The organism is Pseudomonas sp. PHC1 (assembly GCF_046487845.1).
GTDB classification, from domain to species: domain Bacteria; phylum Pseudomonadota; class Gammaproteobacteria; order Pseudomonadales; family Pseudomonadaceae; genus Aquipseudomonas; species Aquipseudomonas sputi.
In genome coordinates, this window is sequence record NZ_JBJXHJ010000004.1 from 297,447 (window position 1) to 311,078 (window position 13,632).

The following is a 13,632-nucleotide window of genomic DNA, read 5'->3' on the forward strand; positions in this document are numbered from 1 at the left end:
GGTCGCCCGACCGGGACGACTACAACTCGATGCGCTCGACCTTGCCCACCAGCAGCACGTAGGACAAAGCACCGATCAATGCCAGAACCGCGATGTAGGTGATCGCCGGCGCGAACGAGTCACCGCTGGCCAGGAAGCCGATGACAATCGGCGTGGCAATCGCCGACAGATTGCCAATGAAGTTGAACACCCCACCGGTCAAGCCCAGCAACCGCGCCGGCGCCAATGTCGAGACCAGCGACCAGGTGATCGACGCCAGCCCGTTGCCGAAAAACGCCAGCGCCAGGAAGGCAATCACCAGCGGTGTCGATTCAACGAAGTTGGCCCCGATGATCGAAGTGGAAATCAACAGCCCGCCAATGATCGGCAACTTGCGCGCGAAGCCGACGGTGCAACCACGGCGAATCAGGAAGTCGGAAAAGAACCCGGAGCACAGCACGCCGATGAACGCGGCAAGAAACGGCAGCGACGCCAGCAGGCCGGACTTGATGAAGTCCATGCCGCGATATTTCACCAGATAGGTCGGAAACCACGTCAGGAAAAACCACAGCGTCGAGTTCAGGCAGAACTGGCCGAGGTAGATCCCCCACAACTTGCGTTTGCTCAGGACGATGCCGAGATCGGTCCAACTGAATTTCGCTTTCACTTTGGCGGTGTCGGCCGCAATGTCCACCAGCCCGCCGCCCTCGCGGATCAGGTCGATTTCGCCTTGGTTGGCGCCTTTGAAATCACGCGGCTCGCGATACACCGCGTACCAGATCGCCGCCCAGATGATGCCCACCGCGCCGGTCGCGACAAACACCATGTGCCAGCCAAATTCATGTTGCAGCCACGCCAGCACCGGGGTCAGAAACGCCAGCCCGACAAACTGTCCGGAGGTGTAGAAACCAATGGCCGTGGCCCGCTCACGCTCGGGGAACCAGGTCGTCACCACACGGCTGTTGATCGGATACGCCGGTGCTTCCAGCGCCCCGACCGCCATGCGCAGGACGAACAGCGCGATGAAACTGGCGGCAAAACCGAGCATCACCGTAGCCAGCGACCACAGCAGCAGCGCGACGCTATAAAGGATACGCGGCGGCACGCGGTCTACCAGCCAGCCGCCGGGGATCTGCATGGCGGCGTAGGTCCAGCCGAACGCCGAGAAGATCAGCCCGACGTGCACCGGATCGATGCCCAGATCCGTCGTCAGTGCCGGAGCGGCAATCGACAGGTTGCTGCGGTCGAGGTAGTTGATGACCACGGTGATGAACAGCAACACCATGATGAAAAATCGCTTGCGGCTGGGCGTGACTAACGTCGCTTGCCCGGTGAGGGTTTGCGGTTGCATGGGGAGCGCCTCTTTTTATGTTTATTGAGGTCGGCCTGAGGCCTTGCATCTGATCGTTCCCACGCTCCGCGTGGGAACGATCTCATTGGGTGAATCAGAAGGGAATCACCACTCGGCAAAACTGCCATCGGCATGCCGCCAGATCGGGTTGCGCCAACGGTGGCCGACCGCTGCGCGTTCGATCACGTACTCCTCGTTGATCTCGATCCCCAGCCCCGGGCCGTTGGGGATTTTCACGAAGCCTTTGTCGTAGTCGAACACCCGTGGATCCTTCACATAATCGAGCAGGTCATTGCTCTCGTTGTAATGGATGCCCAGGCTCTGCTCCTGGATAAACGCGTTGTAACAAGCGGCGTCCAGCTGCAGACACGCCGCCAGCGCAATCGGCCCCAGCGGGCAGTGCAGTGCCAACGCCACGTCGTAGGCTTCGGCCATGTTGGCGATCTTGCGAGTCTCGGTGATGCCACCGGCGTGGGACGCATCAGGCTGGATGATGTCGACGTAACCTTCGCTCAACACCCGTTTAAAGTCCCACCGCGAAAACAGTCGCTCACCGAGGGCAATCGGCGTGCTGGTCAGCGGCGCCAGCTCCTTCAGCGCTTCATAGTTTTCGCTGAGCACCGGCTCTTCGATGAACATCAGTTTGTACGGGTCGAGTTCCTTCATCAGCACCTTGGCCATGGGTTTATGCACCCGGCCATGAAAGTCGACGCCGATGCCGACGTTCGGCCCCACCGCATCGCGTACAGCGGCAACGTTGGCCAGCGCCAGATCGACTTTTTCGAAGGTATCGAGAAATTGCAACTCCTCGGTGCCGTTCATTTTCACCGCGGTGAAACCACGGCCCACCGCTTCTTTCGCCGCCCGCGCGGTGTCCGCCGGACGGTCGCCGCCGATCCACGAATACACGCGGATCTTGTCCCGCACCTGGCCGCCGAGCAGATCGCTGACCGACACGCCGAGGGCCTTGCCCTTGATGTCCCACAGCGCCTGATCGATGCCGGCCAGCGCGCTCATGTGGATCGCGCCCCCCCGGTAAAAGCCACCGCGATACAGCACGGTCCAGATGTCTTCGATATTGCGTGGGTCTTTGCCGATCAGGTAGTCGGACAATTCCTCAACCGCTGCAGCAACCGTGTGGGCGCGGCCCTCGACCACGGGCTCGCCCCAACCGGTCACACCCTCGTCGGTTTCGACTTTCAGAAAACACCAGCGCGGCGGGACGATGAAGGTGGTGAGTTTGGTGATTTTCATCTGTTTGTCTCTCTTGTTAGATGCAGCGCACGCAGCGCCGGAAAAGTCTTAGCGAAGGGCTTTCCAGGCCGCCACATAGGCCTTGGCATTGGCCGCCACTTGTTCAGTCGTCATGCCCGGTTTGAACAGCCCGGAACCTAGGCCGAAGCCTTTGACGCCGGCATCGATGAACGCCTGCATGTTGTCCGGCGTGATGCCGCCGACCGGCGCCAGAATCGTCCCGACCGGCAACACCGCCAGCCAGGCTTTCACCACTGCCGAGCCCATCTGCTCGGCCGGGAACAGCTTGAGAATGTCCGCCCCCTCCTCCAGCGCCGCAAAGGCTTCGGTCGGCGTGGCGACGCCCGGCGACAGGTACAGCCCGGCTGCCTTTGCCGCCCGCAACACCTTGGCATCGCTGTGGGGCATGACGATCACCTGACCACCGGCCTCCTTCACCGATTCGACCTGTTGCGGGGTCAGCACCGTGCCGGCACCGATCAGGCAATCAGCGGGCAGGGTCTTACGCAGGATGCGAATACTTTCGTACGGCGCGGGGGAATTGAGCGGTACTTCGATGACGCGAAATCCGGCCGCATACAGGACTTCTCCGACAGCGGCGGCTTCCTGCGGATGCAGGCCGCGCAGGATTGCGATCAGACCGTTTTGCGCCAGTGCTTGCTTGAGCATGTCAGGCCTCCAGTCAGGGTTAACGGGATGAGGAATCAATCAGTCCGGCGGCGAGCGCCAATTGCCACAGACCACGCTCGGTGGCCTGTTCGGCCAACGTCACCCGGGCGAAACCGCAGGCATCGAGGGCCCGGCTGTAGCGGGCGCACAACTGTGCGTTGCCGATAAGGATGATCGAAGGAAGTTGTGCGCTGTTGCGCCGGCGCCGTTGCACGTTGGCCAACGCCGTCAACTCGTGGCCGATCAGCAGGCCGGACAGATAGTCCGGTTGCGCGGTGGCGCTGAGTTCGCCGGTCAGGCCCAGGCTGCGGGCGCTGAACAGGGTCGACAGCACGCCGATCTCGCCTTCTGCCGACAACGCCACCTGCACGCCGCGATCGAAAGCTTCGGCGTCGAACGTCGCGCTGTGCTGTTGGGTACGGCCGAGGATGCTGTGTTCGCTGAGCACGGCGAACACTTCGCCGGTCATGAAGGTGTCGAAACGGGTGATGCAGCCGTCGGCCACTTCCACCCATTTCGAATGACTGCCGGGCAGGCCGATCAGCAGATCATTGCCCGCCTCGACCGGCAGGTTCTGCAGCACGCCGAGGACTTGGGTTTCCTCGCCCCGCATTACGTTTGGCAGCGTCGAACGCTGAATCACACCCGGCACGATGTGCACATTTACACCGCGAAGGCTGCGAACGGTTTGCAGGGATTTTCCGAGATCGGCCACGTTGGCCGGCGTATCGCGGTAGGACGCTTCGCGCCAGCCCTGGGCGCTGCCGACCATGCCACAGGCAATCACCGGCAAATCGGGCTGCGCGTCGAGCCAGTCCCCACACGCCTCGTCGAACGCCAGTTCAAAACCGTCGGAGCATTCACGACCGTTGATGACCCGCGGCGTCTTCGGCAACTGCATGATCCCGAACGACAGCGAGCGCTGCGCCAGTACCTGCCCGCCCGCCGCGAGTTTGTAAGCACGTAATGAGGTCGTCCCCCAATCGAGCGCGATCAATTGCGCCAGCATCGCTTCACCTGTTTTGTTATTGGCAGTGAGTGAGCTGGACTATAAACCTGAGCGCGGATAAATCTCAATATATAAATATCACTCCCATATTGTGGGACGAAGACAAAAAAAGATCGCAGCCTTCGACAGCTCCTGCAGGGGTATCGACTTTCTCTGCAGTAGCTGCCGAAGACTGCGATCTTTTACGTCGGCTCAGTTGCCCTCGGCGAACTCGCGCAACACCTTGCCATCCATGCGGTAACGCACCCACTCTTCCTGCGGCTGGGCGCCGAGGGATTTGTAGAAGTCGATAGCCGGGGTGTTCCAGTCCAGCACGCTCCATTCGAAGCGGCCGCAGTCGTTGGCGCAGGCGATTTTCGCGAGGTGGCGCAGCAGGGTTTTGCCGGCGCCGCCGCCCCGTTGTTCGGGGGTGATGTAGAGGTCTTCGAGGTACAGGCAGTTGCTGCCCAGCCAGGTCGAATAGCTGAAGAAGAACACCGCAAAACCGATCGGCACGCCATCGCGCAGGCAGATCAGGCCGTGGGCCGTGGCGCCTTCGCTGAACAGGCTGCGTTCGATGTCGGCGACGCTGGCGATGACTTCGTGACGGGCCTTTTCGAAGTCTGCAAGTTCAGTGATGAACGCGAGGATTTGCGGTGCATCGCTGGGGGTCGCCGGGCGTATTTCGATCGTCATGGACGGGCCTTGTCGGAAAAAGGAAAACGCCATACTAAGGCGGCACGCGGCGCTCGTCACATGGCAATCCACGGATTAGGCTAGTGCGCCAATCACTCAGAAGGATGCCCATGAATCCACTCGCCTTTGCGCCACTCGCCCGACTCGCCGCCGAACTGCTGCCCCACGCGCTGGAACCGTCGGAGGACGGCGCTCACGATCTGTCGCACCTGCAACGGGTCTGGCACACCGCGCGCACCTTGCAGGCCGAGGAAGGTGGCGACCTTGAGGTGCTGCTTGCGGCGGTGTTGCTGCACGATTGCGTGGCGGTGGAAAAGAACTCGCCACTGCGCTCACAGGCATCGCGTCTGGCAGCAGAAAAAGCGTCAAAGGTGCTGGCAAACCTGAACTGGCCCGAAGCCAGAATCGACGCCGTCACCCACGCCATCGAAGCCCACAGCTTTTCCGCCAACATTACCCCGCTAACCCTTGAGGCCCGACTGATGCAGGACGCCGACCGTCTCGATTCCCTCGGTATGCTCGGCGTCGCCCGCACCTTCTATACAGCCGGACGGATGGGCAGCGCGCTGTATGACCCGCACGATCCCGAGGCCCGGGAAAGGGACTACGACGACAAGCGATTTTGCCTCGACCATTTCCAGACCAAGCTGCTGCACCTTGCCGACGGTTTTCAGACCGCTGCCGGTCAACGTCTGGCACAGCTCCGTCATCAGCGCCTGAAAGGTTTTATGGAGCAATTCAAGGAAGAGATCGGCCTCGAAAGCATTCAGCCGGTTTGAACCGTTCGTCGCTCATCAGGCACCAATCTTTCACGAGGGCAGACCAAAAGGAGGTAAGGATTTCAATCACTGGAGACACCCTATGATCTCGTCAAGGTTGACTGCGCTCGTATTCGCTACCCTCCTCAGCCCGGCGGTATTCGCCGCCTCGACCACCGCCGCCGGTACCGGGCCCACCGATCCGGTCACCCAGCCCAGGGCCCCCGCCATCAACAGTGCCCCCGGTATGAATACCGACGGTTCGGGTGTACCGCTGATCAATCAGCCACCCGCCACGGGAACCGATCCTCGCACCCAGGGCAGCGACCCCGGGCGCCAAGGCGGCATGAACACCCCCGACTCTCCAGCCGCCCCCGACAATGCCGGTCCCGGCGTCGGTTCGAAAACCACCACGGGGGGTTCGGGCTCCGAAGGCGCAGGACAGTGATCCGCGCTTCATCCACGCAACGTGTCTCATCCACTTCTCTGAAGAGGTAACCATGAACGTCGATAAAAACCTGGAAAAAGAAGTCCTCACCCGCCTGTTGCATGCCCACCCGAGCGGCCTCGGCAAAGAGGTACTGGACAACTATCGCGGCGAGAAAGTCGTGGCCAGTGCCCTCGCCGCCCTGCAGGAGCGTGGACTGATTCACCACGGACACATCACTTGCAATGAAGCGGGGGAGCATTCGCTGAATCTGCCGATCAAGCTCAGCGCTGCGGGCGTGGAAGCGGCGCGTAAACTCGATACCTGACGCCTCCGGCCGCTGGCGCAAGCAGGGGTTGAATGCGCTGCCTGCGCAAGGAGGCCCGGGAGCGGAAGATTCCCGGGCGTTCGTCGATGCGCAAGGATGAGTTGATTGCGGCATTGCGCAAGGCCAGTTGAATCAAGCTTTGTGCTGTGTCTTCTGGCCTCTTCGCAACCGATCAGTGATCGCAAGTCTCACGCATCAATGCATCGACTTCACAAGGGCCCGGCGCTGTTGCCGGCCCCCAGCGGGTGACAGCCAATGCGGCCGCAGCGTTCGCCCGCCGGGCGGCCTCATGTGCCAACAGCCCTTGCGCCAATCCAGCCACGAACACGCCGGCATGCGCATCACCCGCGCCGTTGCTGTCCACCGCCTGCACCTTGAAACCCGGCACATGCTGACGCTCGCCGCGCTGATGAATCCAGCAACCCTGCGGGCCGTCGCGCACTACCATCAGCACCTCCTGCGGCAGGTGCACGGCCAGGCGGTCCAACGCGGTTTCGATGTCCGCCGCGCCAGTGAAACGCAACGCCTCGACGCGGTTGCTGGTCCACACATCGATGCGCGGCAGCAACGCCTGCATCATCGGTGAGTCCGGCGATTCCACCAACGGGCCCGGGTCGAACACCACGTTGATCGTTTTCGGCAGCGCCAGCGTCCAGTCCAGTAATGCCTGGGCCTTGCCGCTGTGCAGCAGGCTGTAGCCGCTGACGTAGACGTAGTCCCCGGCCTCGGCGGCGACGCTGTTCAGCTCCGCCGCCGTGACCTCGCCTTCGGCGCCAATGCAGGAAATAAAACTGCGCTCGGCCGACGCATCGGTCAGCGCCACGCAGATGCCGGTGTCACGTTCTGCAGGCTGTTCTATGCCGATGCGGATGCCTTCGGCGTTCATCGCCTGGCGCGCCAGATCACCGAAACGGCCGTTGCCGTGGCGACCGAGGTAAACCACCGGCAAGCCGTTGCGCGCAGCAGCGGCCATTACATTGAAGCCGCCGCCGGCTTCGAAACTGGCGGACTGCGCCAGCACGTCACCGCCGATCTGCGGTAGCGCGTCCACGGCCATGACCAGGTCGATGATGACCTGGCCGGTGTGCAACATCTTAGGCATGAGCATTCTCGGTTTGCGCGGCGCGACGATCTCTCGCCCCGCCGAGTACGAAGTAAATGCCGCCGGCGACCACGAACGTCACGATCCAGCCAAGGCCGTTGTGGCCCAGCCAGGAGTCGGACAGGAAGCCCTTGAACCAGACGTTTTCAGCGGTGGTGCCGATGGTGGTGAAGCTGAAGCCCAGCACAATGGCAATCGCCCACGCGCCGAATGCGCGCCACTCGATGCCGCCGCTGTACCAGTAGGCGCTGCTCGGGCTGACGTCGAGCAGGTCTTTGGGGCTGTAGTAGTGACGGTGAATCAGGTCGACGACGAAGATCCCGACCCACGCCGTGATCGGCACCGCCAGCAGCGAAATGAAGGTAATGAACGGGCCGTAGAAACTGTCGGCGATCAGCATGAAGTAGATCGAACCGGCGAAGATCGCCACGATGTCGACCACCACCGCGTACACGCGTTTGACCTTCAGGCCGAGGGTCAGTGTGGTCAAACCGGCGGAGTACACCGACAGGTTGTTCGACAGCAGCAGGCCGCCGAATGCGGTGATCAGGTACGGCACGGCCATCCAGGTCGGCAGCATGTCGCGGATCGCCACGATCGGGTCAGTTGCCGACGCCAGATCGTTGTTGCCCACCGACAGCAGACCGCCGAGGGTGATCAACAGCACCAGCGGGATCCCCGCGCCGAACGCCGCCGAAGCCACCAGGCGTACGGCTTTGACGCTGCGATGCTGATAGCGCGACATGTCGGCGCCCGCGTTGGCCCAACCTATCCCGGTGCCGGCCGCCATGGTGCCGATACCGATAATCATCGCGCTGATCGGCGCCGGCGTGGCGTTGAATACCGCGCTCCAGTCGATGGTGGCGCAGAGAAAGCCGCCCACCAGAATGTTCAACGCGCCGAACACGTAGGTCGCCCACTTCTGGATCACCAGCAACGTGGCGTGGCCGAGGCCGGACACCGACAGGGTCAGCAGCACGAAGATCGCGATGAAGACCAGGGTCAACACCGGGGCACTTTTGGCCTCTACCGGCGAGCCGAACAGGATCGAGCACAGCGACAGCAGCACGAACGCGGCGGTGGTGGTGTTGACGGTTTCCCAGCCCAGGCGTGACATCAGCGACACCAGCGTCGGGCCGATATTGCCGCGTACACCGAAGATCGCCCGGGACAACGTCAGGCTCGGCGCGCGACCGCGACGGCCGGCAATCGAGATGATCCCCACCACCGCGAACGAACCGGCAGCGCCGAGAATGGCGACGATGATCGCCTGCCAGATCGCCAGCCCGCGAAACGCCACCAGCGTGGCGCCCAGCGGCAGGCCGAGGATGGAAATGTTGGCCGCGAACCAGACCCAGAACAGTTGCAGCGGATGGCCATTGCACTCGCCTTCCGGCACCGGTTCGATGCCCCGGGTTTCCAGTTGCCCGGCGCTTTGCCCGGCGTTCGATGAACTCATGAAAAATGCTCCTGTTTGCCTTTATTGTGGTTGTGGCAATGACGCAGAACGACAAGACATCCCGCCCTTCCTGGGCCTGTCTGCGCGATCCATTGCGGGTGAATATTCAGGATTTGCGGCGCGGCCTTTGTCGGATCGCCGCCCGGAGCAAGCTCGCTCCCAGGGGTTCAAAGTGAACCTTGATGTTGGCACTCTCCCTATGGAAGCTGGCTTGCCAGCGAAGGCGTCAGCTCAATCAGCGCAAGGCCAAAAGACCCTGCACCAACGGTTCCAGCTTCAGACCATTGACGGTTTTCACCATATCAATCATCGGCGCCGGCCAGCTCTGCAGGCCCAGGCAGGCCCCAAGCATGGCGCCGAGAATCGCGGCGATGGTGTCAGTGTCGCCACCGAGGCTCGCGGCCATGCACAGCGCATCGAACGGCGACATTTCACCGACCGCGACGTGCTGCGCGAGGGCGAATGACACCACCACCGATTCCTGCGAAGCCACAGAGGTGCCGATCACGTCGTACAGCAGATCCGCGAGCAACACCGGGTCGCTTTCGACACTGATGCTGCGCGCCCAACTGATCCGCGAAGCGATGCGCCCGCCGGCCACCCAGTGCCCGTGGGATTCCGCTTGCTGGGCGATCTGCTGACCGAGGTTCAGCGCCTCGCCCAGGTCCAGGCCGTTGATGCCGGCCGAGACCACCGCCGCCACCGCCGCCGCGCTGGAAATCCCCAGCGTAGTGTTGTGAGTGACCTGACAGGCCTGCACCACCGCCGCGATAAAGCGCTCGGGGTCGGCGACATCCGCCGCGATCCCCACCGGGGTGATGCGCATCGCGGCGCCATTGGTGGTGCCGTAGCGGCCGGCCTCTTCCGGCGAGTGGCCAGCGAGGATCATTTCGATTGCGCGTTTGGTCGACGGGCCGAGCAGGTCCTGCGAACCTTTGGCCTGCATCCGGGCTTCCCATTCGATCAGCCGTTGCGCGAGCACCGCCGGTTCGATCCGGCCACGCCCCTCGACCAATAACTCGCCGACCAGAATCGCCTGTTCGGTGTCATCGGTGATCGAGCCCTTGGGCATGTTCGCGGCAATCGGCTGCAAGGGACCGGCGTCTTGCAGATCGGTGATCTGGCCGAAGCGCTGCTTGATGGTTTCGCGATTCAGGGATTGGGTCGGCATGCCCAGCGCGTCGCCCAGGGCCAGGCCGTAAAACGCGCCCAGGGCACGGTCGAGGGCGGTCATTTCGATTCTCCAAATTGCAGGTGCAGACGAAAATGCACCGGGTCGAGCAGGCTTTCGACCTGTTCCATGAAACGGTCATGCCGGTCGTAAGTGGTGCGCAATGCCTTGAGGAACACCGTGCCTTGCGGGCGGCCGAGCAGTTCGGCATCCACGGCGTTGAGCGGTTCGGCACCGATCCACTGATCGCCGCGCTCGCCGATGTAACCGTAGGCGGCCAGGGTGATGGTCAGGGAGTTGTCGATCAGGCCAACCCGCGGCAGGCTTTCCAGGCCTCCCGTGGCGGGCATCAGAGAGCGTTCAAGGGACACCGCCGTGCCGTCATTGGAACGGCGGCGACGTTCCAGAAGAATGAATTGATCGGAGCCGAAACGCGGCAGCAGATCCTCGCGGGTCACGGCTTCCAGGCGCAACACGTCGGTGTTGATCAGCGCGCCGCTGTCGGCCAGGGCCTGGGCCCAGCCGCTGCGCTGGTCGAGCGCCACGCCGTCGAAAGTGACGATGGACCCCACCCCGCTTTGCGTGGCGATGTAATTGCGTCGCTTCAGTTCGGCCAGCGCTTCGCGCAACGTGCCACGGCTGACGTTGAATTCCTGAGCCAACTGATGCTCGCCGGGCAACAGAAAGCCGTCCTCCATGAGGCCGCTTTCGATGCGTCGGACGAGTTCGTCGACCACCCGTTGTTTCTTGTCAAATCGTACCTGTCTAATCATGTACAAAGTGATAACCGAAACGGGTTGGAACGGGCAAGGGATATTTTGGGGAAGGAGACAGAAGGCGTTTCGCTCAGAACACCCTCTCCCAAAGGAGAGGGTCACAAGAGCTTTGATCTCAGCGCTGTTTCAGACGGTCAATGACAACAGCCAACAGCAAAATCGACCCTCGAATCACGTACTGATAAAACGTGTCGATATTCTTCAGATTCATCGCATTCTCGATAATCGCCAGAATCAAAACCCCGGCAATCACATGCCGGATCATCCCGATCCCGCCGCTCAACGACACCCCGCCCAACACGCAGGCCGAAATCACCGTCAGCTCAAAACCCTGGCCAATCATCGGCTGACCCGAAGTCATCCGCGACGCCAGAATCACCCCGGCCAACGCACCAATCACGCCATGCACCGCGAAGATGATGATCTTGGTTCGATCAACATTCACCCCCGCCAGCAACGCCGCCTCCTGGTTGCCGCCGATGGCCATGGTGTTGCGCCCGTAGGTCGTGTAGTTCAGCAGCCAACCGAAAAACAGGAAGCAGACGATGGTGATCAGGATCGGCACCGGCACGCCGAACAACTGGCCATTGCCAAAGACGAAGAACGACTCCTGGGAAACGCCCACCGCTTTGCCATTGGCAAAGATGTAAGCCAGGCCGCGGACGATCTGCATGGTCGCCAGCGTCGTGATCAGCGCATTGACCCGCAACTTGGCGATCACGATGCCGTTGATCAATCCGACGATCAGCCCCATCACCAGCGCGACGCTGATGCCGAGAAACACGCTGTTGGTGTCGCGCATCACCACCGCCGCCACCACCCCGGCGCAAGCGATCACCGAGCCTACCGACAAGTCGAAATGCCCGGACGCCAGGCAATACAACATGGTGCACGCGGCAATCCCGGTGGTGGAAATCGCCAGGCCCAGACCACGCATGTTCAGCGGCGAGAGGAAGTTATCGATCAGCAAGGTGCAGGCGACAAAAATGCCCACCGCCGCCAGCAGCATCACCCAGTCATCGAGGAAGCGTCGCATGTCCAAAGGTTTGCGCTCGGTCGGCAGGGTTTCGTTTTGGGTTGTCATCATAGTCACCTCTCAGTTCGCCACGCCGTCAGCGCGTTGGCGCGGCAAAGCCAGTTGCAGCAGGTTGGATTCGTTGGCCTGGTCGCGGCTGACTTCGCCACGCAGGGCGCCCTCGCACAGCACCAGAATGCGGTCGGAAATACCCATCACTTCCATCAGGTCGCTGGACACCACGATCACCGAAATACCGTCGGCGGCCAGGTTGTGGATGATCTGGTAGATCTCGGCCTTGGCACCGATGTCGATGCCCCGGGTCGGCTCGTCGAGCAGCAGGACTTTCATCGGCATCGACAGCCAGCGGCCGAGAATCGCCTTCTGCTGATTGCCGCCGGACAGGAATTTGATCGGTTGCCCAGCGTGAGGCGTTTTCACTTTCAGGGCCTTGATCTGTTTCTCGGCGTTGCCCTTTTCCCAGATCCCGCGCAGCAGGCAACCGAGCCCGGAATGCGCACCGCGCGCACTGATGTTGATGTTCTCGGCAACACTGGCCAGCGGGATGATGCCTTCCTTCTTGCGGTCCTCCGGGCACAGCAAAATGCCGGCAGCAATCGCATCGCGGGGCGAACGCAGCTTCAGTTCGTGACCGCGCAATTCGAGACGTCCGGCGGTGTTGCGCTCCAGACCGCTGAGCAGCCGGAACAGCTCGGTGCGCCCTGCCCCGACCAGTCCGAACAGGCCCAGAATCTCGCCTTTGTGCGCATCGAAACTGATCGGCTCGCGCAGGCCCGGGCCAAGCAGTCCATCGACTCTCAGCGCCACGGCACCGCGCGGGCGACCGCGATAATCGTAGATGTCCTGAATGTCGCGCCCGACCATGCAGGTCACCAGTTGATCGTGGGTCAACTGGCTCATGTCATCGAAGGTGCGCACGTAGCGACCGTCCTTGAACACCGTCACCGCGTCGCAGATGCGGAACACTTCTTCCATGCGATGGGAAACGTAGAGCACGACTTTGCCCTCGTCGCGCAGCCGGCCGATGATCGCCATCAAGCGGTCGATTTCCCGCGCCGAGAGGCTGCTGGTCGGTTCGTCAAACGCGATCACATGGGCGCCACGGGACAACGCCTTGGCGATTTCCACCAGTTGCCGCTGACCGAGAGACAAGCGGCCGACCTTGGTCTGCGGGTCGATTTCATCGGCCAGGCCTTTGAGGCAAGCCAACGCCTGCTGACGCAGCGCGCCGCGATTGATCAGGCCGAAGCTGGCCGGCAGGTGACCGAGGAACAGGTTCTCGGCCACGGTCATTTCCGGCACCAGATGCAGCTCCTGGTGAATCACCGCGACGCCGCTGCCGATGCTGTCGGCAGTGCACTTGAAGGCCATGCTCCGCTCGCCGATCTGCAGCTCGCCGCTGCTCGGAATGTAGGCGCCGCCGAGGATTTTCAGCAGCGTCGATTTGCCGGCGCCGTTCTCGCCCATCAGGGCGTGAACCTGCCCGGGGTGGGCGACGAAACTGATGCCGTCCAGTGCTTTCACGCCCGGAAAGGTCTTGCCGATCCCGTTGAAACGCAGGCTGCCGCTGGCGCTGTGTTCTTGTGTCTGTACTTGCGCGTGCATTTAAACCACCTCATCACACCGTTCAAGCGGCCC

General features: G+C 62.2%; 14 protein-coding genes and 1 pseudogene. 4 read left to right on the plus strand and 11 right to left on the minus strand.

Annotated elements, in window-relative coordinates:
• Positions 1–19 precede the first annotated feature (19 nt).
• From ACKJSM_RS08440 to ACKJSM_RS08460, 5 genes are all read right to left on the minus strand, one after another.
• Entirely contained in the window at positions 20–1,330 is a 1,311-nt protein-coding gene (locus ACKJSM_RS08440) for an MFS transporter (RefSeq protein ID WP_410237211.1), read from the minus strand.
• Positions 1,331–1,435: 105 nt separating this feature from the next.
• Positions 1,436–2,584, minus strand: a complete 1,149-nt coding sequence (dgoD, locus tag ACKJSM_RS08445; protein ID WP_007950849.1) for a galactonate dehydratase — start codon at positions 2,582–2,584, stop codon at positions 1,436–1,438.
• Positions 2,585–2,632: 48 nt separating this feature from the next.
• Positions 2,633–3,253, minus strand: coding sequence for a 2-dehydro-3-deoxy-6-phosphogalactonate aldolase (locus ACKJSM_RS08450; RefSeq protein ID WP_410237212.1), 621 nt, complete (start codon positions 3,251–3,253; stop codon positions 2,633–2,635).
• 19 nt (positions 3,254–3,272) lie between these two features.
• On the minus strand, positions 3,273–4,262 hold the full coding sequence (locus ACKJSM_RS08455; protein WP_410237213.1) for a 2-dehydro-3-deoxygalactonokinase: 990 nt from the start codon (positions 4,260–4,262) through the stop codon (positions 3,273–3,275).
• 192 nt (positions 4,263–4,454) lie between these two features.
• Positions 4,455–4,937: a GNAT family N-acetyltransferase gene (locus ACKJSM_RS08460; protein WP_236177978.1), complete on the minus strand. Its 483-nt coding sequence runs from the start codon at positions 4,935–4,937 to the stop codon at positions 4,455–4,457.
• 110 nt (positions 4,938–5,047) lie between these two features.
• Between ACKJSM_RS08460 and ACKJSM_RS08465 the strand changes: the two genes are divergently transcribed.
• The 4 genes and pseudogenes from ACKJSM_RS08465 to ACKJSM_RS08480 form a co-directional block, all read left to right on the plus strand.
• A complete protein-coding gene (locus tag ACKJSM_RS08465; protein WP_410237214.1) occupies positions 5,048–5,716 on the plus strand; it encodes an HD domain-containing protein in 669 nt (222 codons plus the stop codon).
• 82 nt (positions 5,717–5,798) lie between these two features.
• On the plus strand, positions 5,799–6,143 hold the full coding sequence (locus tag ACKJSM_RS08470; RefSeq protein ID WP_064598512.1) for a hypothetical protein: 345 nt from the start codon (positions 5,799–5,801) through the stop codon (positions 6,141–6,143).
• A gap of 52 nt (positions 6,144–6,195) precedes the next feature.
• Positions 6,196–6,450, plus strand: a complete 255-nt coding sequence (locus tag ACKJSM_RS08475; protein ID WP_011335416.1) for a hypothetical protein — start codon at positions 6,196–6,198, stop codon at positions 6,448–6,450.
• Positions 6,451–6,491: 41 nt separating this feature from the next.
• Positions 6,492–6,581: pseudogene (locus ACKJSM_RS08480) on the plus strand (Rho termination factor N-terminal domain-containing protein); the annotation flags it as partial.
• A gap of 41 nt (positions 6,582–6,622) precedes the next feature.
• Here ACKJSM_RS08480 and ACKJSM_RS08485 read toward each other — a convergent pair.
• The 6 genes from ACKJSM_RS08485 to araG form a co-directional block, all read right to left on the minus strand.
• Positions 6,623–7,552, minus strand: coding sequence for a PfkB family carbohydrate kinase (locus ACKJSM_RS08485; protein WP_410237215.1), 930 nt, complete (start codon positions 7,550–7,552; stop codon positions 6,623–6,625).
• Positions 7,545–9,011 (minus strand): purine-cytosine permease family protein, encoded by a 1,467-nt coding sequence (locus ACKJSM_RS08490; protein ID WP_410237216.1) that lies wholly within the window; start codon positions 9,009–9,011, stop codon positions 7,545–7,547. Before ACKJSM_RS08490 ends, ACKJSM_RS08485 begins: the two co-directional genes overlap by 8 nt.
• 235 nt (positions 9,012–9,246) lie before the next feature.
• Positions 9,247–10,245, minus strand: a complete 999-nt coding sequence (locus ACKJSM_RS08495; RefSeq protein ID WP_410237217.1) for an ADP-ribosylglycohydrolase family protein — start codon at positions 10,243–10,245, stop codon at positions 9,247–9,249.
• Positions 10,242–10,955 carry a GntR family transcriptional regulator gene (locus ACKJSM_RS08500; protein ID WP_236177972.1) on the minus strand — a complete coding sequence of 238 codons (714 nt, stop codon included), beginning with the start codon at positions 10,953–10,955 and terminating at the stop codon, positions 10,242–10,244. Before ACKJSM_RS08500 ends, ACKJSM_RS08495 begins: the two co-directional genes overlap by 4 nt.
• Before the next feature lie 118 nt (positions 10,956–11,073).
• On the minus strand, positions 11,074–12,042 hold the full coding sequence (araH, locus tag ACKJSM_RS08505) for an L-arabinose ABC transporter permease AraH (protein ID WP_410237218.1): 969 nt from the start codon (positions 12,040–12,042) through the stop codon (positions 11,074–11,076).
• Positions 12,043–12,054: 12 nt separating this feature from the next.
• Positions 12,055–13,599, minus strand: coding sequence for an L-arabinose ABC transporter ATP-binding protein AraG (gene araG, locus ACKJSM_RS08510; RefSeq protein ID WP_236177970.1), 1,545 nt, complete (start codon positions 13,597–13,599; stop codon positions 12,055–12,057).
• Between the last annotated feature and the right edge of the window lie 33 nt (positions 13,600–13,632).